The organism is Lysinibacillus sp. BSL11 (genome assembly GCF_052928325.1).
This window is the reverse complement of record NZ_JAVGCX010000007.1, coordinates 106883-133457: the sequence shown is the minus strand read 5'-3', so window position 1 is coordinate 133457 and position 26575 is coordinate 106883. Positions and strand designations below refer to the sequence as shown.

39 protein-coding genes and 2 pseudogenes are annotated in these 26575 nt (G+C 33.1%); 27 read left to right on the top strand and 14 right to left on the bottom strand.

Annotated features, from left to right (window positions below; all coding sequences use genetic code 11):
* The first annotated feature begins 504 nt into the window (after positions 1 to 504).
* The 3 genes from RCJ95_RS10210 to RCJ95_RS10200 all read left to right on the top strand — a co-directional run bounded on the left by RCJ95_RS10210 (position 505) and on the right by RCJ95_RS10200 (position 1474).
* The gene (locus RCJ95_RS10210; RefSeq protein ID WP_221682916.1) at positions 505 to 771 is read left to right on the top strand and encodes a hypothetical protein; all 267 of its coding nucleotides are present in this window, start codon (positions 505 to 507) and stop codon (positions 769 to 771) included.
* A gap of 151 nt (positions 772 to 922) precedes the next feature.
* A complete protein-coding gene (locus RCJ95_RS10205) occupies positions 923 to 1219 on the top strand; it encodes a phage terminase small subunit-related protein (RefSeq protein WP_439778280.1) in 297 nt (98 codons plus the stop codon).
* 27 nt (positions 1220 to 1246) lie between these two features.
* Entirely contained in the window at positions 1247 to 1474 is a 228-nt protein-coding gene (locus RCJ95_RS10200; RefSeq protein ID WP_439778281.1) for a hypothetical protein, read from the top strand.
* Between the two features lie 175 nt (positions 1475 to 1649).
* Here the strand turns inward: RCJ95_RS10200 and RCJ95_RS10195 are convergent, their stop codons facing one another.
* Both RCJ95_RS10195 and RCJ95_RS10190 read right to left on the bottom strand, forming a co-directional pair.
* Positions 1650 to 2180 carry a hypothetical protein gene (locus RCJ95_RS10195; protein WP_221682913.1) on the bottom strand — a complete coding sequence of 177 codons (531 nt, stop codon included), beginning with the start codon at positions 2178 to 2180 and terminating at the stop codon, positions 1650 to 1652.
* Between the two features lie 171 nt (positions 2181 to 2351).
* The gene (locus RCJ95_RS10190; RefSeq protein WP_221682912.1) at positions 2352 to 2612 is read right to left on the bottom strand and encodes a hypothetical protein; all 261 of its coding nucleotides are present in this window, start codon (positions 2610 to 2612) and stop codon (positions 2352 to 2354) included.
* 146 nt (positions 2613 to 2758) lie between these two features.
* Between RCJ95_RS10190 and RCJ95_RS10185 the strand changes: the two genes are divergently transcribed.
* The 3 genes from RCJ95_RS10185 to RCJ95_RS10175 all read left to right on the top strand — a co-directional run bounded on the left by RCJ95_RS10185 (position 2759) and on the right by RCJ95_RS10175 (position 4345).
* A complete protein-coding gene (locus RCJ95_RS10185; protein WP_369354098.1) occupies positions 2759 to 2971 on the top strand; it encodes a hypothetical protein in 213 nt (70 codons plus the stop codon).
* Positions 2972 to 3200: 229 nt separating this feature from the next.
* A complete protein-coding gene (locus RCJ95_RS10180) occupies positions 3201 to 4022 on the top strand; it encodes a DUF2785 domain-containing protein (RefSeq protein WP_446722227.1) in 822 nt (273 codons plus the stop codon).
* Positions 4023 to 4123: 101 nt separating this feature from the next.
* On the top strand, positions 4124 to 4345 hold the full coding sequence (locus RCJ95_RS10175; RefSeq protein WP_313150867.1) for a hypothetical protein: 222 nt from the start codon (positions 4124 to 4126) through the stop codon (positions 4343 to 4345).
* 78 nt (positions 4346 to 4423) lie between these two features.
* Here RCJ95_RS10175 and RCJ95_RS10170 read toward each other — a convergent pair whose 3' ends face one another.
* Together RCJ95_RS10170 and RCJ95_RS10165 are read right to left on the bottom strand one after the other, a co-directional pair.
* Positions 4424 to 4915 carry a DUF2798 domain-containing protein gene (locus RCJ95_RS10170; RefSeq protein WP_221682908.1) on the bottom strand — a complete coding sequence of 164 codons (492 nt, stop codon included), beginning with the start codon at positions 4913 to 4915 and terminating at the stop codon, positions 4424 to 4426.
* 139 nt (positions 4916 to 5054) lie between these two features.
* Positions 5055 to 5291: a hypothetical protein gene (locus RCJ95_RS10165; RefSeq protein WP_274769211.1), complete on the bottom strand. Its 237-nt coding sequence runs from the start codon at positions 5289 to 5291 to the stop codon at positions 5055 to 5057.
* 596 nt (positions 5292 to 5887) lie between these two features.
* Here RCJ95_RS10165 and RCJ95_RS10160 point away from each other — a divergent pair.
* The 17 genes and pseudogenes from RCJ95_RS10160 to RCJ95_RS10080 all read left to right on the top strand — a co-directional run bounded on the left by RCJ95_RS10160 (position 5888) and on the right by RCJ95_RS10080 (position 16166).
* On the top strand, positions 5888 to 6322 hold the full coding sequence (locus RCJ95_RS10160) for a hypothetical protein (RefSeq protein WP_274769209.1): 435 nt from the start codon (positions 5888 to 5890) through the stop codon (positions 6320 to 6322).
* A 156-nt stretch (positions 6323 to 6478) separates the two neighbouring features.
* Positions 6479 to 6694 carry a helix-turn-helix transcriptional regulator gene (locus RCJ95_RS10155; protein ID WP_112118261.1) on the top strand — a complete coding sequence of 72 codons (216 nt, stop codon included), beginning with the start codon at positions 6479 to 6481 and terminating at the stop codon, positions 6692 to 6694.
* On the top strand, positions 6687 to 7079 hold the full coding sequence (locus tag RCJ95_RS10150) for a hypothetical protein (protein ID WP_274769207.1): 393 nt from the start codon (positions 6687 to 6689) through the stop codon (positions 7077 to 7079). Before RCJ95_RS10155 ends, RCJ95_RS10150 begins: the two co-directional genes overlap by 8 nt.
* Before the next feature lie 345 nt (positions 7080 to 7424).
* The gene (locus RCJ95_RS10145; protein WP_004230330.1) at positions 7425 to 7661 is read left to right on the top strand and encodes a DUF3953 domain-containing protein; all 237 of its coding nucleotides are present in this window, start codon (positions 7425 to 7427) and stop codon (positions 7659 to 7661) included.
* Between the two features lie 334 nt (positions 7662 to 7995).
* The gene (locus RCJ95_RS10140; RefSeq protein ID WP_112118264.1) at positions 7996 to 8802 is read left to right on the top strand and encodes a GIY-YIG nuclease family protein; all 807 of its coding nucleotides are present in this window, start codon (positions 7996 to 7998) and stop codon (positions 8800 to 8802) included.
* Between the two features lie 168 nt (positions 8803 to 8970).
* Positions 8971 to 9255, top strand: a complete 285-nt coding sequence (locus RCJ95_RS10135; RefSeq protein WP_274769204.1) for a hypothetical protein — start codon at positions 8971 to 8973, stop codon at positions 9253 to 9255.
* 73 nt (positions 9256 to 9328) lie between these two features.
* Complete coding sequence (locus RCJ95_RS10130) at positions 9329 to 9685, top strand: hypothetical protein (RefSeq protein ID WP_274769203.1); 357 nt, start codon at positions 9329 to 9331, stop codon at positions 9683 to 9685.
* 156 nt (positions 9686 to 9841) lie between these two features.
* The gene (locus RCJ95_RS10125) at positions 9842 to 10204 is read left to right on the top strand and encodes a DUF2513 domain-containing protein (RefSeq protein ID WP_274769202.1); all 363 of its coding nucleotides are present in this window, start codon (positions 9842 to 9844) and stop codon (positions 10202 to 10204) included.
* A 60-nt stretch (positions 10205 to 10264) separates the two neighbouring features.
* Positions 10265 to 10588 carry a hypothetical protein gene (locus RCJ95_RS10120; RefSeq protein ID WP_274769201.1) on the top strand — a complete coding sequence of 108 codons (324 nt, stop codon included), beginning with the start codon at positions 10265 to 10267 and terminating at the stop codon, positions 10586 to 10588.
* 7 nt (positions 10589 to 10595) lie between these two features.
* A pseudogene (gene terS, locus RCJ95_RS10115) lies at positions 10596 to 11415 on the top strand (phage terminase small subunit).
* Positions 11415 to 12628 (top strand): annotated as a pseudogene (locus RCJ95_RS10110) (PBSX family phage terminase large subunit). Before terS ends, RCJ95_RS10110 begins: the two co-directional pseudogenes overlap by 1 nt.
* Before the next feature lie 12 nt (positions 12629 to 12640).
* Positions 12641 to 13150, top strand: coding sequence for a phage portal protein (locus RCJ95_RS10105; protein ID WP_274769196.1), 510 nt, complete (start codon positions 12641 to 12643; stop codon positions 13148 to 13150).
* Positions 13107 to 13892: a phage portal protein gene (locus RCJ95_RS10100; RefSeq protein ID WP_274769194.1), complete on the top strand. Its 786-nt coding sequence runs from the start codon at positions 13107 to 13109 to the stop codon at positions 13890 to 13892. The genes RCJ95_RS10105 and RCJ95_RS10100 overlap by 44 nt, the downstream gene beginning before the upstream one ends.
* Complete coding sequence (locus RCJ95_RS10095; protein WP_274769193.1) at positions 13892 to 14047, top strand: hypothetical protein; 156 nt, start codon at positions 13892 to 13894, stop codon at positions 14045 to 14047. Before RCJ95_RS10100 ends, RCJ95_RS10095 begins: the two co-directional genes overlap by 1 nt.
* Positions 14048 to 14331: 284 nt before the next feature.
* Positions 14332 to 14964 carry a phage head morphogenesis protein gene (locus tag RCJ95_RS10090; protein ID WP_446722226.1) on the top strand — a complete coding sequence of 211 codons (633 nt, stop codon included), beginning with the start codon at positions 14332 to 14334 and terminating at the stop codon, positions 14962 to 14964.
* 237 nt (positions 14965 to 15201) lie between these two features.
* Positions 15202 to 15423, top strand: coding sequence for a hypothetical protein (locus RCJ95_RS10085; protein WP_446722225.1), 222 nt, complete (start codon positions 15202 to 15204; stop codon positions 15421 to 15423).
* A 206-nt stretch (positions 15424 to 15629) separates the two neighbouring features.
* The gene (locus tag RCJ95_RS10080) at positions 15630 to 16166 is read left to right on the top strand and encodes a DUF4355 domain-containing protein (protein WP_446722224.1); all 537 of its coding nucleotides are present in this window, start codon (positions 15630 to 15632) and stop codon (positions 16164 to 16166) included.
* Between the two features lie 320 nt (positions 16167 to 16486).
* Here the strand turns inward: RCJ95_RS10080 and RCJ95_RS10075 are convergent, their stop codons facing one another.
* From RCJ95_RS10075 to RCJ95_RS10040, 8 genes are all read right to left on the bottom strand, one after another.
* Complete coding sequence (locus tag RCJ95_RS10075; RefSeq protein WP_446722223.1) at positions 16487 to 17665, bottom strand: tyrosine-type recombinase/integrase; 1179 nt, start codon at positions 17663 to 17665, stop codon at positions 16487 to 16489.
* Between the two features lie 271 nt (positions 17666 to 17936).
* Positions 17937 to 18194, bottom strand: coding sequence for an ImmA/IrrE family metallo-endopeptidase (locus RCJ95_RS10070; RefSeq protein ID WP_446722254.1), 258 nt, complete (start codon positions 18192 to 18194; stop codon positions 17937 to 17939).
* A 178-nt stretch (positions 18195 to 18372) separates the two neighbouring features.
* Positions 18373 to 19065 carry a hypothetical protein gene (locus RCJ95_RS10065; RefSeq protein ID WP_446722222.1) on the bottom strand — a complete coding sequence of 231 codons (693 nt, stop codon included), beginning with the start codon at positions 19063 to 19065 and terminating at the stop codon, positions 18373 to 18375.
* 1 nt (position 19066) lies between these two features.
* A complete protein-coding gene (locus RCJ95_RS10060) occupies positions 19067 to 19483 on the bottom strand; it encodes a hypothetical protein (RefSeq protein WP_446722221.1) in 417 nt (138 codons plus the stop codon).
* The gene (locus RCJ95_RS10055) at positions 19476 to 20387 is read right to left on the bottom strand and encodes a ParA family protein (RefSeq protein WP_446722220.1); all 912 of its coding nucleotides are present in this window, start codon (positions 20385 to 20387) and stop codon (positions 19476 to 19478) included. The genes RCJ95_RS10060 and RCJ95_RS10055 overlap by 8 nt, the downstream gene beginning before the upstream one ends.
* Positions 20388 to 20628: 241 nt before the next feature.
* The gene (locus tag RCJ95_RS10050; protein ID WP_446722219.1) at positions 20629 to 21144 is read right to left on the bottom strand and encodes a TerB family tellurite resistance protein; all 516 of its coding nucleotides are present in this window, start codon (positions 21142 to 21144) and stop codon (positions 20629 to 20631) included.
* Between the two features lie 587 nt (positions 21145 to 21731).
* Positions 21732 to 22493, bottom strand: a complete 762-nt coding sequence (locus tag RCJ95_RS10045; RefSeq protein WP_446722218.1) for a hypothetical protein — start codon at positions 22491 to 22493, stop codon at positions 21732 to 21734.
* A 57-nt stretch (positions 22494 to 22550) separates the two neighbouring features.
* Positions 22551 to 22988, bottom strand: a complete 438-nt coding sequence (locus RCJ95_RS10040; protein WP_446722217.1) for an ImmA/IrrE family metallo-endopeptidase — start codon at positions 22986 to 22988, stop codon at positions 22551 to 22553.
* Positions 22989 to 23071: 83 nt separating this feature from the next.
* Here RCJ95_RS10040 and RCJ95_RS10035 point away from each other — a divergent pair, with 83 nt between their 5' ends.
* Complete coding sequence (locus RCJ95_RS10035) at positions 23072 to 23263, top strand: hypothetical protein (protein WP_446722216.1); 192 nt, start codon at positions 23072 to 23074, stop codon at positions 23261 to 23263.
* Here RCJ95_RS10035 and RCJ95_RS10030 read toward each other — a convergent pair.
* Complete coding sequence (locus RCJ95_RS10030; RefSeq protein ID WP_446722215.1) at positions 23246 to 24115, bottom strand: DUF4145 domain-containing protein; 870 nt, start codon at positions 24113 to 24115, stop codon at positions 23246 to 23248. The genes RCJ95_RS10035 and RCJ95_RS10030 overlap by 18 nt on opposite strands.
* A gap of 19 nt (positions 24116 to 24134) precedes the next feature.
* Positions 24135 to 24713, bottom strand: coding sequence for a helix-turn-helix domain-containing protein (locus tag RCJ95_RS10025; RefSeq protein ID WP_446722214.1), 579 nt, complete (start codon positions 24711 to 24713; stop codon positions 24135 to 24137).
* Positions 24714 to 24873: 160 nt separating this feature from the next.
* Between RCJ95_RS10025 and RCJ95_RS10020 the strand changes: the two genes are divergently transcribed.
* The 3 genes from RCJ95_RS10020 to RCJ95_RS10010 all read left to right on the top strand — a co-directional run bounded on the left by RCJ95_RS10020 (position 24874) and on the right by RCJ95_RS10010 (position 26536).
* The gene (locus RCJ95_RS10020) at positions 24874 to 25101 is read left to right on the top strand and encodes a helix-turn-helix transcriptional regulator (protein WP_446722213.1); all 228 of its coding nucleotides are present in this window, start codon (positions 24874 to 24876) and stop codon (positions 25099 to 25101) included.
* 395 nt (positions 25102 to 25496) lie between these two features.
* Complete coding sequence (locus RCJ95_RS10015) at positions 25497 to 26234, top strand: ORF6C domain-containing protein (RefSeq protein WP_446722212.1); 738 nt, start codon at positions 25497 to 25499, stop codon at positions 26232 to 26234.
* A 2-nt stretch (positions 26235 to 26236) separates the two neighbouring features.
* Complete coding sequence (locus tag RCJ95_RS10010; protein WP_312131000.1) at positions 26237 to 26536, top strand: hypothetical protein; 300 nt, start codon at positions 26237 to 26239, stop codon at positions 26534 to 26536.
* Positions 26537 to 26575: the final 39 nt, after the last annotated feature.

Here is a 26575-nt window from a genome sequence, read left to right as displayed (position 1 = left end):
CTGGATTAGTTTTAAATGTACGTGATAATACACTAACAGCTGCAGATACAGTAACGGCTGAAGAAAGTTATTAGTAGAAGCTGTGGTTTTACTGACCCCATTTCAACAGGTGTTATTGCTTCAGTAACAGGGCCAAATACTGCCGCAAACCCCAATTGCTGTGGTTCAACAACAGCTAACTATGCTATAAATAAATGTGATTTATTATCTGTCAGAATTGTAACAGGTGATGGGGCTCTTCCATTTGGAGCAGCAGTGACAGTTATGTATGTACTTCCTTCATTAATTTACAAAGCCGTAACCAATAGGTGTGGCTTTTTTATTATGCAATTAACTATGAAAATGGTAATTTGTTAAATAAGTTAAACACCTTTATAATGGTGTTAATTAAATAGGATTTAAGAGGTGTTTTTATTCCATTTCCTAAGATGTTAATTAATATCTCATGTATTAAAAATATACATGGTAAAGATGACTTTATAGAGAGAAAGGAAGAGTCGTTAAATGATTAAAGACACAAACAATCAGGATGATATATTGGATACTGAAAAGATTTTAGAAAAATATATGGAGAATTTAGAATTAATTCAACAGTCATTAAAACAGCTTGAACTAGACACTTCTAGATTGCAAAGTCAGGGATTTGTTGAAATAGAAAAGTTGGCTAATGAGTTAAGTATGTTGCAGAAACTTTCAACAAGTATAGAATTTAAAGCTAAGCTTATTACATGTAATAAACATGATTCCATAGAGTCATTACCGGATGAATAAAATACAAAAGTTTATTTATACTTTATGTGTAACAGAGTTTTTTGATAAATAAATATAGCTTTCAGATCACGTTCATTCGAGCGTGGTTTTTTATTTTCATTGAATTAAGCAACTAGCATAATGGGGTGATTACAAAACAAAAAAATGAGATATGGCTAGAGCAAGGGATCCAAGACGTGACCAAGCGTATAATATTTACAAAGCACATAACGGTGATATAAAGCAAAAGGATATAGCTGAGAAACTAGGTGTATCTGATGGAACTATACGTGGGTGGAAAAACAAAGATAGCTGGTATGATCGTCTTGAAGCGGAATCGCAAGCAACTGTACAGTTTGATATTGTCCCAAGTGACGGTCTCAACGATAAACAGTTGCTTTTTTGTATGTATTACGTTAGATACTTCAATGCTACAAAAGCTTATCAAAAAGCATATCAATGCGACTAGATAACAGCTAATCGAAATGCTCATCGTTTGATGGTAATTGAAGGTATAAAAGAAGAAATCATGCGGCTAAAACAGCAATTAGCTGACAGTGTGATGTTAGATGCTCGTGATGTGTTGCAAAGGTACATTCATACTGAATTAATTTGTGATGTGCTCCAACGTGTGGTCGATGGTGAACAGTTATCTATATTAATAGAGATGCCACCACGACATGGTAAAAGTATGACGGTAACAGAATCGTTTCCGTCTTTTTGATAAGCGGGTAATAGCTGCTGCATATTCAGATGGGTTAGCAACCAAGTTTGGGCGTCTAAATCGTAATAAGTTTAAGTTTTCACATGATCTATTTAATGTGCAATTGTCCGAGTCCAATGCAATTTTGGTCTAAATAATTTTGCTAGAGTAGTAAAGTAATTTATGGATAACCATATTAATATTTCCTTTTTGTAATTAATCCGAATTCATATATAGCTTCTAACTTCCCATTATAAAATTCTAAACTTACCCTAGAATTTTCTTCTACACCGTTTTCTCCCTTATAATTAAGTTTATCTCCATCTTTGTGCAAGGCACCGTATCCTACGATTTCTTTTACGGTTTCTTCACTCATACCTACTTTGAGCTTTCGAAACTTTTCGGGCGTAATGGTTGAGATTTGTTTTATTGGCTTTTCTTCGTCTGAAAAAAACAATTCTATGGATTGTCCAATTACTAATAATCCTATTATACTAATCAAAATTAGTGCAATTTTTTTCGGCCATCTTGATGGAGTCACTTCTCTATAATAGTAGGTTCTATTTTCTGACTCTCTTACTGTTTCCGAATGATTAAATTCTATATGAGTTTCTATTGTATAATCTTCTGATACTGCACCACAATATTCACATACGTATATTTCAGTGTTTTCTTTGTGAAATTTTTTATATGAGTTTGTAGCTAAACAGTTAGGGCAATTTTTCATAAATACCCCTCCTTACCTTTTTATTTACCATTTTGGGAAACTTCGTTATACGTGTTTATAAAAAAGCACAGGTACTTAAATATTTGTGCCTGGGCTTTTTTCATTCTTTTAACAGAAAGATTGAGATAGCATAAATACCCTTGTTCATATAACAAACTTTTATTTTATAATTTAATATAGTTTAGATATCGTATCAATAATAAAATAAAGGATCATAAGTCCTATCCCAATTGCTAGAGCCTTACCTGAAGATTTTTCTTTTTGCACATCATTTTGGACTTCGTTTCGTACTCTCTCCGACACTTCTCTTGTTTTTCTCGTCGTAATATCTTCAAAAATCGTATTACAGTATTCACATTTCACAAATACTAAACCATCTCTATATACTTTCTTAAAAGGATTACTAGCTAAACAATTAGGACAATTATTCATTTGTATTCACCTCAATATATCTAACTACTATTTACCATTTTAGGTAATTAGATATGTTTTGTACATAGAAATAAAAGTCGGTCATCGGTTTTATGGAAGGGAATTAACCTAAAATGTAGGAATATCTATAAAAAGGGGTGAAGATTATGAGCTATGAAGTAATAGTGCCAGTAAAATTTTTATTCAAACGCAAGCCTGACAATGTACCAATTATAGGTTTATCAAGCTTACATTTAACACACGAAGAACATAAAGCACTAACAGACGATGTTGCTTTCAACCTTTTAAGGGCAAAGGGTTACAACGTAATCAGAATGGTCCGCAGAGATGAAAATATCATACCCGTTGTTACAAAGTAGAATGAAACAAAAAGAGCCAAAAAGTAGTTAATGAATAATGAAGCTGTTTAAATATGGAAAGTTCATTATCTGTTCGCTTATAATTAAATAAGTGAACAGATGTTTTTTTAAAAAGGAGAAAAAATTAGTATTCAATATAGGAAGGGAAGAAGGGTACGGAAAAAGCCGTATAGTTAGTAGAAACTCTTGAAAAAGTTAGTTCAGATAATTTCTAGTAGGAGCGTGTAAAATGAATTTAAAAGAAAAGTTGATAGTAATAAAAGAAAATGGGTACCAAGCATCTCCCGATAGATTTCAGTTGATACTAGAAATGATAAATAACATCGGTTCTTTGGATGCCCAACTACGTGATGAGCTAATTTATACAACCTTATCACACTGGATTCCTGATAATACTCTAACAGCAAACGAACTAGAACAACTTCTTCCGGTTGTTTTGGATAAAAACCATTTGCTTTTTAAGCTTGGTGAAACAAATACAGACTCTGTCTTCACTCGATCTTTCTCCATGCTAGTCATACCGCTCCTCTTCACGAGGCATAGAGAATCACCATTTCTCTCAAGTGAGCAAATTCATCACATAAAAGAGAAAGTATTTTACAGTGTACAAGAAGAGCGAGATTACCGTGGGTATGACGAAGAAAAAGGCTGGGCTCATGCCATAGCCCATGCAGCGGATACTTTAGATGATTTGGCACAATGTTCCGAACTGGATAAAAATGACCTCTTAACTATCCTCGATTTGGTTTACGAAAAGATGACCATAACAGATCGAATTTACTCCGATGGGGAAGATGAGAGAATGGTAACATCCATAATTAGTGTTTTAAATAGAAAAATACTTAGTCAGGCTCATGTAGAGCAATGGATTCAAAGTTTCGGTGATGTGGAGAAAAATTCAGAATTTCTCCCTGCCTTTAAGCAAAAAAATAATATAAAGAACTTTTTGAAAAGTTTATACTTTCGAGTTAAATTTTACAAAGTGGATGCCGTTCTCTGCTCGACTATCGAGCATACATTATATAAAGTAGAAAAAGTTTACTATTCTTAATTAAAAAAATGAGGGGAAAGCACCCCAAGTTGAAGAGATTATAGCCAGTTATTATGCTTATAAAGAAAGTCACTCATTCGAAAAACAGTGAGTGACTTTTTTTGCATTATTTTCAAGTGAGTACATATTCTCTATCACCGTTGCCTGAGTTAAGTGCTGCAGGCATGGAATTCGGAAAAAAATTAGAGGGTGATGAACTGTACTTTGGTGATTTTATGGATGATCGATATGAATGGGAGCTGAAAACAATGAAAGTTTTACTTGAGCCAGTGCCAGCTAAAGGACAATTGAGCTTGTGGAATTGGGATGATGGGAGCAAGTGAAAGAAATTGTTCAGTAAAAAAGTAACCAAAAAGAATAAATCTCTTAGGTTACTAGAAACGTAAATAATATGTTTCAACTTAATTTTTTAATACTAAGTTATTTGGAGAAGTTTTTATAAACTTATTAAATAAAAAACGTACAATTGGTCCCATAATAATAATTTGCAAAGGTAATGCTACAATAAAATTCCTACAAAACACAGAAAGGAATTCTTTAATAATCGAATTGGAATAAAATCCATTGTGAAAATAACTTGTTATCAAACCATAAATAGACATAAAAAAAGCCATTCCAATAACCATGCATGTAGATATTGTTAGAATCTTAAATAGAACATTTGATGTATTTGCTGTTAATTTGAAAGCTATTTTTTTAGCTATAGGTCCCACTAGGTACAAGTCAAGAATGATAGCAACAATAAAACCTATTAAAAAATTAGTAATTCCACCTAAGAAAGAAATTTGTCCAAATGTATCATTAAGGTAGAAGTTATAAAGGGTCATAAAAAGTACCATTCCAAAACACATTATTAAACCAAAATATAGACTTTCTTTTCTAGTAGTTGGCATACGTCAACACTCCTTTCGTTACTTGAGTAAGTATATAAATTTTATAAATACTTAGTAAGTGACAATTCTGTGAAGGTTTTTGTGGGAATTATAAATATATATTACTGCACAATATGAGGGTTAAATGAAAATAGAGCGATTATAATATCGCTCTAAAAAACTCATAAAATCCCATGTTCATTGGGATAGCCCAAATAAAGAATCCAAGAAGGGCAATTGGGCCAAGCAAAAAGTTGTAAACCTTCTTTGGCAAAATACTGCCCAATAGGATTTTATAAATTACGGCACATCCTATCATTACAACTGGCAGCAAGATCATTGGTGGTATAAAAAACCACAGACTTCCGCCACTCGATATATCTGTAAATATGTCCATTGATGATTACCTCGTTATGTATTTTTTGTAAATTGTAACACAAAAAAGCTACAGTGTCGTAACTGGTAAAGCAAACTAAAAAGGATGTAAGGAAATACGAAAAAAGGAAATAGACATAATCGTCTATTTCCTTTTTCATAGCTTTTAATTTTGCTTTATGTTTGGCTTTTGGAATCGAGTGATACTGCTCGTATCGGCACATTCTACATGAGCAATGAATTTTTCCTTTGCTTAATGTACCACGTACAGGCATGAACTCACTTTCACGTAACATTACATCTTTTAAAATTGACCATTTCTTTCGGATAATTCGCTCTCTCTGATGGCGAATATAGGCTTTAGAACGGTTTTTCATTAATATCAGCTCCCTTGAGAAACCCAAGCTTGCAGGGAGGTCAAGGGAAGAAACAGCACTCCCTACAAGCTTGGTTTGTAGCTGATATATTGAATTAATTGGTTCATATCATCATTCCTTTTTTTTGAAAAAGCCGCAGCGTCATCCCACGCTACAGCTCGAATTGGTTTATGCCCATTGATGGCTTGTTCGTTAAGTTATTATACCATACCTACCAGTGTGGGAATAGTAGGGCTAAACTATGTTAACAGGGCGAATTAAAGTTACAAAAGAGGATTTACTTCAGTGGATTGAGAATTATCGGTGGATGGTTGAAACGATTGAGGAAGCAAGGCAGCCTGTAGCGAAAGCTAATAACAATAGCTACATTGGGGCTAAGACGGCTATGTATGGCATCGATGCAACATTACCAAAGGCTAGTGGTGGGACAAGTGATCCAGTGTATACTGAAGTGCAACGCCGTGTTTATTCACTAAATTATCGAATTAAGGCATATGAGCAAAAGATTGCAGAGTTGCAAAAACGTATTTCGTTAGTACATGGAGATAGAGAAATTGAGGTACTTTATAGATTGCTTGATGGCGATAGCATGCGAGCGATTGGTAAGCACATGAATTTATCCAGCACGACGATATTTAGGGTCAGAAACAATATTTTAATTCAGATGATGAAGTAGCCTAAAGGTTGCTTCTTTTTTTTTAGTTATGAAAAGGATTGAATTCAAGTGTACTAAAATTTGATGTAAAAGATATTTGACATGCAATCGTTTAATTGGGTATTATTAGGATGTAAAAGATATTTTACACCTTAATAATATGAAGGTGGTTATATTATGAAAAATAATATTAAAGAACTAAGAGAAAAATGTAGCATTTCACAAGGGAAGTTGGCAGATCTGTGTAACGTAACTAGACAAACAATTAATGCTATTGAGAATAACAAATACGATCCAAGTTTAAAGCTCGCTTTTGATATTGCAAGAGTTTTAGGTGCCACTATGGAGGAATTATTTATACCACAGGAGAATGGGGAGAAAAAGAATGGATAAATCAAAAAAGATAATAGGACTTATTGTTTTTGTAGTTTTTTGTGGATTTGTAAGCTACACATTATACAGATGGATGCGATTCGGAACAATAGATGGGGGTTCTATAATTTTTAGTTTCATTGCCTTGTCTTATCTTTTCAACTGGATTAATTGGGGTAACCATAATGGTGTTAAAGATAAAGATGAATTAGATAGACATATTGAAACTCAGAGTGCAAAGCTTGGGTATTATGTTTTAATGATTATGGCATGTCTAATTTTGTTTATTTCAGAGGGTGTATCCAATTTAAATGACATGAAAAATTACCCTTTACTCATAGTTGTTGGGCTTACATTCGTTACATCTCCAGTAATTGAATTTGTATATTCAAGAAAATATAAATAAACGATAAGATTAAATACTTTGAATCTAATAAACCAAAAGTAAGTACAAAGGAACAAATGTAAAACATGTAGCATGTTTTGTAAGAGGAAAAATATGATGTAAACTGGGAGGCAGGATGGTGCGGTAAGGTTTTCCTCTCTTGGTATTTATAAAAACCTAAATATTAGGGAAAGACAGACCGACGACCGACCTGCGCTGAACAAACTTGTTCGGAGTATGACATACATGGCCGGCCCATATTTTTAAGGGATTAGGTATCTTAATTAATATAAAAGGCTAAATATTTACAATCATTTCCATGACTTCTCTTTTTGTTATATGATATTTAAAGAGGAGTGGAATATTATGCTTAACATTTTACAAATTGTTTTTGCTATCATAACTGTCTCTCTTTCAGCTTACCTACTTATAACACGGGATTACGATCTGACTTTTTTAATGGTATTCTTCTCAGGTTTATTCATGTTAACTAAAGGAATTGAAGCATTTCAGAGCGAGAGAAAAGTTTATGGTTGGTTATTAATCGGGCTATTTTTATTTGCGGTTTATTTATCAATGTATCAATTCACAGCTTTACTATGACCAACATTAAGGAGTGGTTTATATGTGAACTTCGTCCACTTTCCATAATTTCACTCAAACTTACTACATCAACAAAGTGCACGGAAATGCACTAAACACAATTCGTTACTTCACTAAGTATTTACTCCTGTCTAAACAGGAACTATAAAAGCATTGTAAAGGCTGTAAAAAGCTTTATGATGCTTTTTTCTTTTGCTTTGAAAAGTGAGCATCGAGCAGAGCTTCTTCCTTTTTATTGGATGGAACATTCTTATGCAAAACTAAATGGAAATTATTAAGAAAACTATTAGTAATTTGGTATAATTAGTTATTCATAAATGAAGGGAAGAGAATTATGTTTGATGTATTAGAACCAATTCTAACTACAAGTGGACTTGCTAGTATGTTTAAGTTGAAAGAAAGATATGACAAAACAAATGAATCAACACCGTGGGTAAAGTATAGTGTAAAGCCAAATTTCTATAAAATTAGAGCTTTTGAATTATGGGATAATGAACCAAAAAGATTTTTTAGAATTTATCATGCACCTGATATGAATGAATACTTAAAAAATACGTTAATGTCATTACCTGAAGTTGTTAAAAAAGGAACGTATTATATTGATTTTCAAGCAGCTGATTACTTACAAATAGCAACTAATATTGCTGAAATATTGGCTTCAGAAGAAATAATACAAGAAAGTAAAGCAACTAGTAGACTTGCACATACATCCAGGTTTGAAGGACTGGAATTACCTGATGTTGATGTATCTCAAGAAGAGGTGCTAGGACAAACATTTTCCTGGAGAGAGATTATTGCAATTTGGGAAGATAATTCAGAGCAGAATAATTTGAAAAAAGTTTTAAGTCAAAACGGAATTTATATTCAACGCTCAGAAGATGGCAAAAGTCGATATATTGGTAGTGCTTATGGTACAGGTGGGATTATAGGTAGGTGGATGACTCATTTAGGGTTTTTAGGTGATGCACATCATTTGAATTTATATATTTTAGAAAACGGCTATAATTCAATTACTTTTTCCGTCATTGAGTTTATGGAAGGGACGAATTCAGAAATAATCCAGAAGGAGTCTATGTGGAAAAAAACGTTTGGAACAATCAATAAAGGTCCCTACAATGGAATTCAGCTAAATAAAAATTAGAGTATTAATAAAGCACCCTCAGGGTGTTTTTCTTTTGCTTTGAAAACTACATTTAACAGCCGAAACGCTATGAATTGAGAGGACAGAGTTTGGTGTGGTTTTGAGAGCAGATAGTTATTACATATATTTCATCTGCTAGGTTATGATTGGGTGGGAGGTATTGAGGCGATGAAAGGATATACAAAGTGGATTAACATTATATTAGCACTGTTGTTGATATTTGTAATTTTAATACTAAGCATTTTAACGATATATATTGTTAAAAACTCATCATTCATAGAAAGTGAAACTGTCTTAGCTGGTTGTTTGGGTCTAGTGGGTGCAATAGTAGGAGGGGTAGTTACATATTTAGGAGTAAAAGAGACAATACAAGAAAACAGGAGAGAGGATAATGAAAATAAGTTACCTAAAAAGATTATTAGAGCCAATAACCTTATTGGGCAGTTAATATAGTACATTATCATTTGTTGAGTTCAATTTAAGACTAATAGAAGGAAAGTTATTAAAATTCCCTAGTTTAAGCAAATTGGATATAAGTGAAATTATTGAAACGCATCATAAAGTGTGTGACAAAATTAATGAATTAATAGGAAAAGTTTTAAATCAATCAGAGCTAGATATTAGTTACGAAAATTATGAAATTATTATAAATTTTTCAAATGAGTTTGAGAAAATTAAAAAGAACACCCTTAAGACTGTCTCGAATTATGAATATAATTTTAAGATGGGAGAAGGAGAGGAAGATGAAGATAATACAAAAGCAAAAATAAAAGAGAACATTGAACAATACATAGTGCAAATTAAAGAACTTATAACGAAAGTAGAAAAAGAAAGGGAATCAGATATTGTTGAATATAAGACAGCAATAAAAGCAAAGAAGTAAAACATCCTTCGGGGTGTTTTTTATTTTGCCCTGAAAAGTGAGTATCGAGCAGTTTCATCCCCTTTGACTGCTAGAGAACGGTACTTACTTTTGAGAGCAAAAAGTTATTACGTATATTTCATTTTCAGGTTTATTATTAGGTAGGAGGTGATTTTGATGAAACGAGATTTGAATTTAGTGAGAGAATTATTACTACTTATTGAGAGTAACGATGATAAAAAAGAGTTAGTTATCCCTGAAAACTGGGACAGAGAAGTGGTTGCGTACCATTTAGAAATATTAGATCAAGCTGGATATGTGAAAAATAGCACTCGATGGGCTGATAACAAACCTTTTTGGTTAATGGCATCAATGACTTGGGATGGACATGAATTTTTAGACTCAGTTAAAAATAACGGAATTTGGAATAAAACTAAAGAAGGTATATTGAACAAAGGGTTAGAACTTGGTTCAGTTCCTTTAGATGTTGTTAAGGAATACGCCTCTTTACAAATTAAAAGTTTATTTGGAATAAGCTGAGCATCCTTTATGGATGCTTTTTAATTTTTCCGAAGCATTTAGCATAATGGGGTGATGCCATTGGATATCGTAGTTACGATTCCTAAGAGCGAATATGTAAATGATGATAAAGAAACTGCTATGTATGAACAAGGTGGATATGAACAGTTCTGGCAACTATCCAGACAGCCTAAAAAGCTAAACATTGGTGATAGAGTGTATTTCATAAAAAACGGATGTATTGAGTCATCGATGAAAGTAATACGAATCAAAACTAAGGCAACTGCTGTATGCGAGGTAACTAATCGCACATGGAATGGTTGTCTTATTTTTATGGATGATTTAAGACAGGAACAGTTAGAACAAGTAAGAGGCTTCCAAGGCTTCAGGTATAGGTGGTGGTGATTATGCGATGGCTAGAGCGAGAGATCCAAATCGAGATAAAGTATTTGAAATTTATAAGGAACATAACGGTGATATTACAAATCGAGCAATAGCAGAAATGTTAGGAGTTCCAGAAAAAACAATCGGCTCTTGGAAATCAAAATCTAAAGACAATTGGAACGAAAAATTAAATGGAGTACTCCAAACAGACGAACGGAGTACTCCAATAAAAACTGTTAAGAGAGAAAGAGGCGCTCCTATTGGTAATGCTAATGCAAAAGGTAATAGAGGCAATAAAAATGCATCAGCTCCAAAACAAAACTCAAATGCCCTGACACATGGCTTCTTTCAAAAGTTCTTGCCAGAAGAAACACTCGAAATCATGGAGGCAATGAACGAACGTTCTCCAGCCGATTTAATTTGGGATCAAATACAGATTCAGTATGCTGCAATCATAAGGGCTCAACGAATTATGCACGTTGAATCGAAAGACGAAATCATAAAGGAGCTCAAAAAAAGCAAAATACGAATACTATCCGCGTTCTAAAGAAGATGGCGGAGGCGTAGAAAAGGCTGTAACAGAGGAAGAATATGAATTCCAATTCGCATGGGAACGACAGGCGCAACTACTCACTGCTCAATCGAGAGCAATCGGGGAGTTGCGTTCTTCTATTCGTCAGTTTGTTGAGATGGCAGACCAAGATGATGAGCGCAGACTTAAACTTGAACAGATGCAATTGAATATTAACAAAACGAAAGCTGAAATCAGTAAACTCGAAAACCCTGATAGTAATAAGCAAGAATCAGAAATTGCGAAAATGTTACGTCGCATGGCTGGTGAAGAGTAATGGCTGAATTAACAAAAAAACAACAGACCGTTATGGATTCTTATGTAAAAGAAAAACCTAAAATCATAGTCGCAAGTGGCGCAAAGCGAGCAGGGAAAACATTCGTGTTTATCTTGGTTTTTTTAATGCACATTGCAAAGTATGAAGGACAAGGGCTATCGTTTATTATCGGTGGTGCTACACAAGCGAGTATAAGACGAAACGTACTAGATGATATGGAAATGATATTGGGCAAAGAATTGAAGCTCAATAAGGCCAATGCTGTTACGATTTTCGGTAATAAGGTATACGTGTTTGATGGGGCGAAAGCAGATTCATGGAAAAAGGCACGTGGATTTACAGCAGCAGGGGCTTTCGTCAATGAAGGAACTGCATTACATGACACATTTGTAAAAGAAGTTATTTCACGTTGTTCTTACCCAGGAGCTAGAGTATTAATTGATACAAACCCAGAGAATCCAGCGCACAGTATCAAGAAAGACTACATTGACAAAGATGGTCAAACTTTAGAAAGTGGTCGTTTGAACATTCGCGTATTCAATTTTTCTTTATTTGATAACGATAAATTAGATGAGGAATACATCGAATCAATTGTAGCAAGTACACCTTCTGGTATGTTTACTGAACGCGATATTTACGGCCGTTGGGTAGCTGCAGAAGGTATTGTATATAAAGATTTTAAAGAGGAAGTACATTTTGTTTCTTTGGAGGAATTCGCCAAAAAGAATATCGTAAAATATTTTGCTGGCGTTGACTGGGGATATGAGCACTTCGGATCTATTGTTGTACTGGCAGAAGACGACCAAGGCGATGTGTATTTGTGTGAAGAGCATGCTCATCAATATTATGAGATTGATGATTGGGTAAAGATAGCGAAAGATATTAAAGTGTGTTATGGCAATATCAATTTTTATTGTGATGTGATACAGCTCGACCAGAACATATTGCACGTTTCAAACGCGAAAAAATACGAGGATTCAATGCAAAGAAAGCAGTTGTTGCAGGGATTGAAGAAGTAGCTAGACGTTTCAAACTGGAAAGGTTGTTTGTTGTTCGTGATAAAGTGAAACGTTTTGAAGATGAAATTTTTCAATACGTGTAGAATTCGAGCACAGGAGAACCAGTTAAATTGTGGGATGACGTACTGGATGCTCTACGCTATGCGATTTATACGCATTATTACAAAGAAATCATCACAGGAAAGAACCGATAAGGAGGTGGTACAGTGAACGAATACATAGCTTATATAGATGTAAAAGGTGTTACTCCTTTATTACTGAATAAGCTAGTTGATGAAACAAAGGCTGAACGTAACAAACGATTGCTCAATTACAATCGGTACAAAGCAGAATTATCGGCAGTACCGATTTTAACTCGTAAGCCAACTGATTATGCTCAAGGTAATGATCATGTGGTTCGTGTTGATGACAAGGTAAATAATACACTTAATAACCCTTTAGACGCTGAAATAGTAGATACCAAGGTTGGCTACATGTTCGGTAATCCAATTTCATACGTAGTAGACAAACAAGCTCAAGGCCTTGATAAATTATCCGAGGCGATTGAGCTTTTTAATTTGCGTAATTCTATTGATGATTTGGAAAGTGAATCCGGAAAGAAAACAGCAATTTGTGGCTATTCAGCACGACTGCTTTACATTGATACGGATGGAAATGAACGGGTTACGGCCATTGATCCATGGGAAAATCATTCTTTCAGAAACAGCAGACGTTAGTGAACCTAAATATGCTATGCGATATTTTAAAAGCGCTGAATTAGATGCTGAGGGTGAAAAAGTAGAAATTGAGCAGCTGGTCTTTTACGATGCAACCACTGAAAGATTGTACACTCGCACTGATACTGATTCACCTTTTGTTTTGAAAGATGAACGGAAGCACTTATTTGACTATTGCCCTTTATTCGGTGTTCCCAATAATGAGGAGCTGCAGGGGGATGCAGATAAGGTGTATAACCTGATTGATGCTTACGACAGAACTTTATCGGATGCATCGAACGAAATTGAACAGTTTCGATTGGCCTACCTGGTGCTTAAAGGTATGGGGATGGATGAAGAAGAGGCAAACAAGTTAGCTAGAACAGGTATCTTTGAACTGATGGGTGAGAATGACGACATTAAATATCTAACTAAAGATGTTAATGATCAAATGATTGAGAACCATTTAAACCGTCTTGAAGAGAACATCATGCGTTTAGCTAAGAGCGTGAACTTCAGTGATGAATCGTTTGCTGGTAATGCTAGTGGAGTGGCTATGAAGTATAAACTTATGGCACTTGAGAACAAATGCAAAACGATAGAGCGAAAGTTCACGACTGCTCTTCGCTACCAATTTAAAGTGCTATGTAGTGCATGGTCCAAAAAAGGTATTTGCTCAAAGGACGATTACTTGAAAGTTTGGTATGAATATAAGCGAAACATTCCTATTGATGCTCAAGCTTCTCAAGCTTCAAAAGTGTAGTGTCAGAACGTACTCGACTTTCTAAGCTGTCAATTGTTGATGATGTGGAGTATGAACTTGGAGAGATGCAGAATGATGAAAAATTGTTTGGTAATGGGCTTGAACCTTTGAACGAGGATGACGATGATGATACAAAAGAAGTTGATGACTCATAAATCAACAGGAAATCAATCGAATCGTAGATGATTTAGAAGCTAAAGCTGAGAGGGACATTGAGGTTGTTTTTGCGAGACGTTTAAAGTCTATTCTTGCCCAGATGTTAGACATGCATCGGAAGTTTGCCAGAAATGGCGAAGCTACTTGGACTGATGTTAATAAGTACAACCGATTCAACCAAGAAATGAAGTTAATTGCTCAACAACTGAACGCTGATTACAAAGAGATTATTAAGCTTATACAAGCGTCAGAGGAACGTCTCTACATTGAAAGATACTTATTGATGGCTTACCTCTTACAACAGTCTACAGGCGAGGAAATGGGCTTTAAAATACCATCTGCTGAGATGATTCATGTAGCGTTAACTAATCCTGTTGAGTTTCTTACTCTTCCTAAGATATTTGAAGTCCATAGGAACGAAATTATCAGGCGTTTGAATATTGAGATAGCACAGAGTCTACAATCTGGTGAAAGTTACACAGACATGGCTATCAGGATTGAAAACGCTATGGGATGGACAAAGAAAAAAGCAATCCTTGTTGCTCGTACAGAGGGTGGCCGAGTTAGATCACAAGTAGATTTAGCAATTGAGGAACAGGCAAGTAAAACAGCACGGCTTACTAAAGTATGGATGTCGTCGCTTGATACCAGAGTTCGTAAGTCCCATAGAAAGCTAGAGGGTCAGAAAGCTGATAAAGATGGCTACTTTCACTATGGCAAGTGGAAATCAAAAGCACCGAGGTTATGGGGCATTGCTTCAATGGATATCCAGTGTCGTTGTCATACGATATACATGATTAATGGCAAGCTTCCTGAATATCGAAGAGGTAGAGATTACATGGATGATACTTACCAAAAGCAATTGGCTGCACGTATTGATGCTTATATGTCTGATCAAGGGCTAACTTATAGATAAGCTTTTAACAAAGCGTATAAACAGGTTAAACCGCCGAGTGTAACGGTGCCATTTATGAGTTATGAAGAGTGGAAGAAAAAATTTAGCGCAAATTGAAGTTTGAAAGTTTCTCAAGGGTAATCAAAATTATTTTGTATTTAAGTAAGGAAAGTTATATAAGAATTTTAATCGTGTGGTAAAATAAACCATAATAACATATTGAAATAACAAAAAACATTTAATTGGGAGGTGGATTTTATGAATGATAAGAAGAATAATAAATTACAAATTTTAGCGATATTGCTGATGATATCATTATTGGTTGCGGCGTTTGTTATTTTTTACTCAGGTCATTACATGGTGGGTTCAGCCTTATTTGTAATTTTTATGCTTATTTTGAATGGTATTAGTAGTTGGAAGAAAATGAAAAATGATGAGTACATTCATTTGAAAAATTATAAAAATAACGAGAAATGGTAATTAAATTTCTTATTCTGCTTGTTCAAAACTTGGTTTTTTCTCATGATATTAATCAAAATTTGTTATAAACCTACACAAGTCATTCACTTTGAATGGCTTTTTATTTTTGTCTTTCCTCTCGAAGACGTTATAAAGAACGAGAACAAATACACTATTGAACAGTTTAGGGATTCATTCGAGTAACTAAATTGGGCAAGGAGGAAATTATGAATCAAAATCCATTCAATCTTAAAACGTTAATACCTTTAGATATTCAAATGCTTGCGGGAGAAGGAGATCCTAATCCAGAGCCAACGCCTGAACCTACACCGGAGCCAGCATCAGGAGGAAACGGTCAAGGGGCTACATTGACACTTGAATCGGTTAAATCATTTCTAAACGACGATGATGAGGGTAAGAAATGGCTTCAATCATTTGCTGATACTCGAGTAACTGATGCGATTAAAACGTACGAAACTAAAACTCTTCCAAAGAAATTAGAAGATGAGATTTCCAAGCGTTATCCACCAGAATCAGAGGAAGCGAAACAGTTACGTGAGTTAAAGGCACAATTTGAGCAATCTCAAAAAGAAGCTGCGCGTGAAAATTTGTTTAATCAAGCTTTATCTACTGCTACTGAAAAGAGCTTACCAGCAAAATTAGTAGAGTTCTTTGTAGGAGATGATGCAGAAAAAACAACTGCCAATTTAGGCATCTTAGAAAATATTAACTTTAAAGGAATTTATATCGTTCTTTCCTTATAAGAGAGTACCTGTCCAAACCTTCTTTATCTACATTTTTACGAACTGGGGCACCATTTTAAAAAAGTTACAGGTGCCCCAGCAAGTGCCCCAAAAAATACCCAGTTAAATACATTTAGATACACTTCGTTAGACAGGTATAGAAACCTTCATTAATACAAAACCTTGATATTATGCACATCAAAAAATTAAAAACATCAGGATAGAAACCAAGGTCATAAGTTATGCTTATCAACACTATCTATTGAAAACCCTTGATACCAAAGGGGTGAGGGAGGTTCGGTGTAAACCGTACCTCAATTCGTACCCCACTTTTAATAGTTTTAGAGAGATTTATCAAAATGAAGGAATTGACTCATTACTTGCATCGCTTGTTTTTCTCTTTCAGCGAAGGAATGTGCATATGTTTTCAAGAGGGTAGATGTAGTCATACCAAGAATTTTGGCAATCGTTGTAGGCGGTGTACCGGATGCAATTGAAATTGTAGCAAAGGTATGTCGTAAACCGTGTGGCGAAATCAGTTTTGTTTCATGTAACTCATGCATCCGTAATAAAGTTAATGTGGCAGCATTTTGGTTCAGCGGATGACATGTTTTACTAATGAAAACTAGATCATCCATTGTATGTTGTATACCATAGGCAAGCTTTCTTTCAATACACCATTTACGATACTGTTCCAGCTGTTGTGCCAAATCATCAGTCATATCAATTGTCCTGATACTATTTAGCGTTTTAGCTGATCGTTCTCCATGAACGTCTCGAGTGCGACTTATATTTATTAATTTATTTTTAAAATCAATTTCTGCCCAACGTAAAGCCCCGGCTTCGCCCCGTCGCATTCCTGTCGCCGCAAGAAGGGAAATTAAAGTATATCTAGTAATATCACAAGATTCTTTTACACAGCGCAATAAATATGCTAACTCTGTAGGTGTTAAATAATTTCCTTCTACTTCGTCAGTATTTTGTTTCTCCGCACGTGGTAAATCAGCCTTTGCAATTCGATTTTTTTCTATTATTTCATCTTCCACTGCGGCATTTATACAACCTATAAAAAAATTATGATATGTTACAATACTTTTTGGTGCAGCGATAGGTATTAATCTATCAATAAATTGTGATTGATAAATACTTTTGGTTAGACGTGAAAGTTTATGATGACCAATGAATGGGTGAATATAAGAATCAATGATATTACGATAAGTTTTAGGGGTAGTTCCTTTCCATTTTGATTTTTTGAGATCAAAATAAATTTCTACCCATTGTGAAACCGTCATATTATCATTTAAAGCAATCTTTTCTCCACCATTTAAAATGGTACTTTTAATAGCAATTAGAGCTCTTTCAGCGGCAAGGATTGTATCAAATTTATATTTTGATTTCTCTCTACGCTTACCTTTATGATCGTAATAATTGTAACGGTAAGCATATTTCTTTTCTTTATCGGCATCCATGTACCAATAAATATCCTCTTTTTTTGTAGCGTTTAATTGATATCTAGCCATTTTGTCCACTTCCTATCTAACTAACCCGGACAGGTACATTAGCGTATAGGACAACTTTGTACATCACTCCTTTCACAGTGGTAGCTAAAGCGGTTAACATCTCACTTATGACCTGTCCTTGTCACTCATCATCTCATATTTAGGAAGGCCATATTATGCAACCTCTGCATAATCTGCTTAATGTTATATTGTGTTAATCTCCTGAAAGCAAAATCGTATTCTACGTTAAAGATTTGCATTACTTTCATAATTGTTTGTGGTGTATGATCGTCTATTGACAAAGCCTCCAACATAAAAGAGGAATACAAGCGTGGTACATAAAATTGTTGGCCTTGAATTCCCGGTACTCACGAAATAGGGTATACATATGAAATTGATCACCTGTATGTAATAATACATGTGATAGTTCATGGCAAAAGTCTTGCCATTGTTGCTGTGGCGACTGATTTTCATTAAGAAAAATATAATGCCGTCCATTAATAAATAATGCCTGACTCTTGTCTGGCCAATAAAAAACTTTCAATCCCATTCTAAAAGCCACTTCTTCAACATGCAGCAGGGTAGAGTCTGTAATGCCCAGGCGAGTGTAGAACTGTTGGACATAATCTTCAAGATGTGTATAGTGCATGTAATCAACCCATAGGTTAAATACAAGAACGTATGTTCTTGTTTATTGTATAACAAAACCCTACTTTTTGGTAGTAGGGCTAATTGAAATATTTAATGTAAGTTGGTTTAGACAAAATATTTTTTAGTTGAATTTTAGATGACATATTTAATTGAGTGTCATTTAAATTATGTAACTTAGGGAAAAAGCTTAAAAGGTAAGTTTCTACTTTAATTGCTAATCCTTTTACTAATTTAATGTCTGATTGTGTAATAGAGTTATAAGCCTCTATGCATTCTATAACGGAAGATGCCTCCTTTAAATGAATATTATTAGAACTATTCCCGTATAAAGAGAAAAAATTATCTAATTGAATTTTGAATAGTTGAGTATTATATTCAGGTGAAGCTTTGATATTGTCTTTTAATATTCTAAATTGCATATTATTAATTTTATTTTGAGTTTCCTCTGTTTTTGGTGTATCAACAGAAGAATAAAGAGTTATTTTTAAAATCAATTCTGAGATACTTCTTTGTAATGATGCAAAGAGAAATGATGAATAATGTGGTAAATAGTATAAAGAAATTAATAACTGATTTTTTAATTCATTTAGTTTTAAAATAACCCATGAATCTAAAATAGCTGTTGAATTAGAAAATACATCGATAATCTCAATTGATTTAAACATCGATTGAAGTGTTTCGTTTGTAGATAAATTATCAAAATTCAAACGACTATATGGAAATCTATGGATAGAAAATTCTTTGTACTCTTTAATATATGAATCTATCAAGTTAATTACCTCTTTTAAATTGACCCAGTAAAGAATCAAAGTAATTTTCTTCATTTTTATTACCATTGTTTATTGTTTTAGAACCTTTAGACTCAAAAAAAGCAATTTCTTGTATTATTTTAAGTATGAGTTTTAAATCTTTTATATCAGCTTTTTCAACTATTCTAATAAATCTTCCAATTAATACAGTCCGGCTTTTAAAAAGATACTCTTTAAGTTCCATTTCATATTTTATTAAAAAAGAGTTGAATTCTGAGTTTTTTTCTAAAAACTCTTTAATATTAGGGTTATATGTGAAAATTTCAGTCGAAAGCAAAAATAATACAAAAATGCTATAAGATTCACTTCTGAAAATATCTTCATTTTTTATATTTTTGATGGATTGTAATAGGTGTCTTAATTTTTCTAAATCATCCAATTTCAGAAAACCTCCTTTCAAATTCATCTGCCAATACGATTAACTCATTTTTTGTATTACTACCAGAGTCACTAATAAAATATTCGGCTCTTTTTGGGATATAACTATTGTAAACGAAATGATTTTCAAAAAAATGAATATTTAAAGTTTGAGTTTTTTTAATTTCTTTTATTTGATCATAATAACCTTTACTGTATGGGGCTAACTCTGTGAAAATTACACCTAAAGATTTTAAATCTTTATTTTCAAAGTAAACTTGATGTTCTTCTTTTACACGACAAACTACTTCGTTTAACATTTCAATTCCTAAAACAGAGTAAGCATCCGGTTTACTAGGTGTTATATAGTAATCGCTTGTTATTAATGCCGAAATAGTATAATTAGAATATGTAGGGGGACAATCAATAAAAATAAAGTCAAATTCATTTTTCAATTTTGTTTGATTAATATAATTAAAAAGATGATTTTCAATATTACTATTTCTTTCTGAAAATATAGCTTTTAATGTACCAGGTATAATAGAAATTTTCTCATCTAATGCTAGAATACAATCATCTTTTTTTAGGTGTGATATTTTACCAGGTTTGAATAACTTTTGAATGGAAATATCACTACCAATTGTTTTTTTATTAGTGTTATTATTAATCGAATTTTCATTAGAATCTTCTTCAACGGTATTTTCATCTATATCTAATAGACTTTCCTGATGGTATCCGTATTTTCTAAAAAAGGATTGAGTTAAATTTGATTGAGGATCGAGGTCAATAAATAGAATTTTGTAATCCCTCTTTGTTGCTAAAAAGTACCCCAAATCTTTAGTTAATGTAGTTTTTCCAACTCCACCTTTCATATTAATAAAAGAAATTACTTTTGCGGGTTCTTTTCCATTCTCGATATGTGTCATAAATATTCCTCCTAATTTTACTATTAATTGAGACTACTAACAATCTAACACCTATATAATTTGTTTGAAAGATATAGTTAATTTTCGCGTTTTTGTTAAAAAAAATATATTGGAAGGGCAGTTTTGAGCCACTAAGTTAGTAAGAAGCTTATAAGAATATTGTCGATAATTTCAAAGTTAAAGCATTTTTTAATATAGATATTTGCAATATGTAAAATAGCCTCATTAAAGAGGCTACATTCTAATACTTGGACAGCTCTACTTTATAACCATTTTTATTTTTTTGATGGTTTGTATTTAAAAATACAGAACGATCATTTTTTAGTACGATAACTTCAAAAAATGGCTTAAACCGTTCTTCTGAAATACCAAAAGCATTTAAAAACTTTTTAAATAATTGTTGTTCTTCAATTTCAGCTTCACCGTCTGAAAGAGAGGAGTCAATTAGATTAACTAAAATACACATTTTCTGAGCATCAGTAAGTACATGTGCAGCTTCTCGTAAGAATTGATCTACTGAGTTCTTGTTTACATATTTTATTGCCTTCGACATTAGATCGTCGTTGTTTCCACCAACATAAATTTTATTGCCTTTTTTCTGTCCACCGATAACAGATAGTAGTTGGCCAATTTCTTCATGGTCATATTCTCCATCTGCACCCATCATATAAAGTAGAGATGTTACAAATGCAAAATGTGGATGCATCCCTTGCTCAGTTCCAGTTTTATCTCCCTTGAAAATATCAAATAAACCCATTAATAAAACCTCCTATTAATATATTAAATAATGAAAAACCAGACTAAGTTAAAGCAAAAATATATTTAATTCCAGATTAGTGATTAATAGTTCTTGCGTAAATATACCTATAATCACTATAAAAAATATATCATAAATAAATAATATTTCCAATAATGGTATTAAAAAAGGACATGCATAATCATGTCCTTTTTTTTAGATATCATTATGTTACTTTTAGAATTAATTAATAATCGTTATTTGACTAAAATTAACATTACAATTCACCATTATTCTTCAAAATCTCCCACATCTTAAGCAGCTTCTCCAAATCTTCTTCCTTCGACTTCGGCAATTCCTTGTACCAGAGTAGGGTTGTTGGCGAAAGCCTGGAACTCAGCTTCGTCTTTTTCTTGTTGAGAAAGGGGAGCAGTATTATCAGTACTTCAAAGTAGATAATCAACAATCACGTTGTATTTTTCTGCAAGTTATTTTATACCACTAATGGAAAATTCAAATCTTCCTGCTTTATAGTATCCATAAGCACTTTCTAAAATATTTAGATATCTGGCAACATCAATTTGTGTTAACTTAGTGAATGAGGACTTTTAATCTATTTCTAAAACCGTATCAACTTGTTTACATGACAGAATTTTATTAATTTGAATAAGTATTGGCTCTTTGCATAAATTAGGATCTTTTTCTTTACCAATTAATATAAAATTTTTACTTGGATTGTATATATAATAATTTTCATATATGTCGCCGTTCTCCAGTTTTATTACTACCATCATGGCTTTTGTCAATTTAAAATTTGTACCCATAAAGAGTGAAACATAAACAAAATATAGTTCAATAAATACAAATAATGAAAGTATAAAGATTTTGAGTTTAATTGCATTATTTTCAATAATTATAGAAGCATTCAGAGACCCAAAAATAATCCAAGAAAATACAATATATAAGAAAAATATTGTTGTTTCTACCTTTGAATGTGTAATAAAATTATATATTTTATTATTTAATTTTAATATAAATCTTTTTATATACTTTATTGTTAAGATTTTTCTAATATTTAATAATATAAAAATGAAAAAATATAAAAAAAGAATATATCCAAAATTATTGTCAATAATCTTTACGATTTTATAATGATCAAGTATAAAGAAATATAGTGTAACTGTGGGGAAAAGTATAAATAAAGTAATAATATTTATTAATTCATAAATAATTTTATTTTCTTTACTGAAAAGTTGTCTTTCTAATGGTTTGGAGCTAATAAAGGTGAAAAAACTTTTTAAACCAAACAACGAAATTATTAAGACAACAACTTCTTTATATTCTTTAATCAGTTTAAGTATTTCTTCCATTAAATCCTACCCTTTACAAATAAATATATTAATGAGTATTTAATTATTATAAATGGTTTAGAAGTAGTCATTAAATATCAATCTAATCAATTCAATCGGGATTTGATGTAAGGCAGCTATATCATATATTGTCATTTCTCCGTAATACTCAAATAAGTTTTCATCTGGTATTAGAAGATAAGCAGCGAATAAATTTGCTTCACGTTCAATTTTATCAACGGAAAACAAAGTGCTTTTCCGCATAAAAGGTGTATTTAATCTGGGGTGTAAAATTGCATGTCCCAATTCGTGTGCACAAACGATTCGCTTCCATTCATCGCTAAGGTTACTATTGATTACGATATATTTATTCCGCCGATCATACTTGTAGTATCCTCGAATCTCCTCGTGTAAATTCCATTTGATAATATATATATTTAATAAAGTTGCGAGCTCAAATGGATCACGTGTTGCATATTTGTTAATTAAATTTGCGACATATTCTTTTAGAAACATTCAATCACTTCATTTCCATCTTTAGTGCATTATCACATTCACTTGATTAAAATAGATTTAAATTCAATTTAGGAGTGATAGTGATGATTGTAAATGGTACAGATTTAATTAGTATTACCTTAAGTAAAGAAGAAGTAATTGCCATAGCAGAAGATTTACAACGTTCGCTTTGGTATTCTGAAGAAGGAAACCCACATGGTGATACATCAGCATTGAGTAGAAAATTACATGCTCAGTTTGAACTATTGTCTAATCAATTAAAACAAATAGGATAAATCTTCAATAACCGAATATAGATGATTAATTGTTGCTTTTTTTACTGGGTCTGAATTAGTATGGGCATTAGAATTTCTAATCGCCTTTAAGCTATCAGCAGAAGCCGCAAGTCGATTGGATAATACATTTTCACGTTTTAACACAGCTAAAGAATCTTTGATGTATGTATTTTGAGGTAAATTAGCCTTGGTCTTCGCTTGTATTAACAAACGTAAAATATTTTCTAAAGCGATGCCACCAGTTGCAGCTGCTGCTAAATAGAGTCCAGAATTATATGCTTTAACAGATTCCCCGAATTCATATTCAAATGTAGGATCATTTACCTTTTGTATAATTACATTTGTGTCAATATTCCCTAATTCTGTAGAAGGAATTATAGCTGAATTAAAAGCTTTGCTAAAACGATAAAGGTTTTCATGTGAATCAGCAAGATGTGTTCCCCAGCGGTAACTTAGATCAATTAGACTATCGCGGTTACCATTTGAGAATGCTATTCCTGCCCATTCACCTAGATTGTAAAAAGGGATATCAACATGGTATTCATCAACATTTAACAAGGATTTAATAAATCGTTTTTTTAATTTCTCAGACCCATTTGTTAGCAATGAAAATTCTTCATTTGAAATATGTGAACAGTCAATAAAAACGATTTGATCTTCATCACTTTCTGAGAAAAGTAGTTGAGTGTTTTTTTCGTATAAAAGCACGAAAAGTTTGACTGGGTCCATAAAATAAAATGAATCGCTATTTTTATGTTCTTCCATATACAGTTCATTTACACGACTTCTGTAACCTTCTAAATATGGTGGGAAGAAGACTCTAAAACCTTCTTTTAATTCTTCGATATCCATTAAATAATCCTCCTAAAGATTATTCATCCTCACGAAACTTTTTAGGCGTATACTTCTTATTAATCCTCTGCGTTTGTCTAAATACATGATCCATCGATTCAATAAGCGATTCTCTTGCTTCATCTGACATCGGTTCTCCATCAAAGGAAAGTCCGTCACTATTTTCAATCTCGTCTTTAAAGTTTTGAAGGCGTTTTGCTATGTCCTTTTCATTAGTTAGAAAAGTGTTAACTCGTTGAAGAACTTCTATTTCTACAATTTCATCTCGCGATTCAGAAGAACGAATGTCATCTAAAAGTTTTTTTTCATCTGGCAGTATTTTATTTTCAGCTTCTCTGGTAGTTAAAATTGCTTTAGCTTCATCAACAGGAGCTATAAATTTATTATTTATATCAAGTAAGGAAGTTGATTTTCCTAATAAATAATCAGTTGAGACATCAAGTACCTCCGATAACAAGACAAGCATTTCGTTTGAAGGAGTACTATATCCATTTTCGTAGTTACTTATTGTGCCTTTAGTTGTTTGGAGTTTATTAGCTAATTGTTCTTGAGTTAGCTTTTTTGCTTTTCGAGCAACTTTTAATCTAAGATTAATCATTATTTTCACCTCACAATGTACAAGTAAATTGTACTATTAAAAATAACAAATATATAATAAAAAACATAATGTACAAGAAATTCATACTTTTTGTTGACGTATGAGTATCTTGTTGTTAATATAGAAGTACAAGTTAATCATACATTAGGAGGTGGTTAGTTTGAAAAACTTGAACCTGATAAACGCAAGAAAAAATAAAAACCTTACTCAAGCAGAGTTAGCAGATTCCTTGAAATGTGTTACTAAGGCTGCTGTATCTAATTGGGAAACTGGTTATTCTAAACCACGTTTAGAAGTGGCATTGGCTGTATCAAAGATTTTAGAAAGAGATGTAGCTTTTTTATTTGGTTACAATGTACAAGATTCTTGTACTGAGCAATTAGCTTAACTGCCCCTAAATCTTCAATCAATCATTATAAAAAGCGAAAGGAGTGAGATATGAAAACATTCGACTCAAAAAAATAAATGTATCTTTGGTGCTGCAATTTTAGTTATGCAATTATTATCAGCTTTATCCTTCCTAATAAACATGAAACGGTAGGGACGCTAATTCAATGAAAGAGGTAGGAGATTTGGGTAGTCATCCTATGGGATGCAAATCGACTGGTTCCTAGTAGCATCAAGTTTTTTGCTCAATGTGGAGATGACCAAGAACAAATGGGTAAATTTTCTGAATTGCTTTATCAAGGATTTCAAAAAATGAGCTTGCAAATTCTTAGCCTCCGACAATCTTTTGTCTGCCGATTTATAACAAATTATAAAAGTTACAAAGGAGGTTTTATCATGAACCAATTAGTCGTCATTCAAAACCGCCAAGCTGTTACAACGTCTTTGCAAATTGCGGAATCGTTTAACAAAGAGCATCGCAATGTTTTACGGGATATAGAAGGGTTGCTCAAAAATGAGCATACCCAGAATTTATTCTTTGAAGGCTCTTATCAGCATCCGCAAAACAAGCAGTCTTACAAAATGTATTACATGAATCGAGATGGCTTTACGCTCTTAGCAATGGGCTTCACTGGGCCTAAGTCATTAGAGTTTAAATTGAAGTACATCCAAGCGTTTAATGCGTTGGAGGAACAGCTTCATCCAACGCCGTTATCAGAAAGAGAGCAGTTGAAAGCTTCGATGAGACTATCACTTGAGACATCAGAAGAGATCGAAACATTAAAGGTCGAGGTGAGCGAAGTGAAAGCAACCGTTCAATCACTCTATAAAACGATGCGTATAGATGGCAATCAAGAATCTCAAATCAGCAAACGAGGCCGAAAAGTAGTAATTGCCGCGTTAGGTGGCAAAGAATCAAATGCATATAAAAAAATAAGCCGTCAAGTGTTTTCAGCATTTTGGCGAGATTTCAAAAATCACTTTGAAGTCCCACGTTATGGAGAAATTCCTAAAACACGTTTTGCTGAAAGTATCAAATTTATCTCCATGTGGCAGCCATCTACTACGCTGAGAATGGAGATTAACGCATACAACCAACAAGCGTTAAAACTTGTTGAAGGTGGTGCCAAGTAACTGTGATTAAAAATGATACGGACATTACTCAATTAGTTCTGGAGAACGCTGGCGTTTCTAAAAAGGAATTGTTAGAAAGATACGACCAAATAGTACAAGCAACCGTTAGGCAACGAACACTTTATTGGGATATCGATGATCTAGTTCGAGAAACTAGATTTAGTAAAGCGTCATTAGAAAAATATATTCTTTGCGATCCTCGGATTAGGGAGCACCAAAGACAAATAGGTTCAAGATATAAGCGAGTTTGGTTAGCAGAGCCAACAGCAAAAGTAATTGATGAAATTCTCAACAATAATTAAAAATACAACTACCCGGACAGGTATGTATAAGAGATTGGG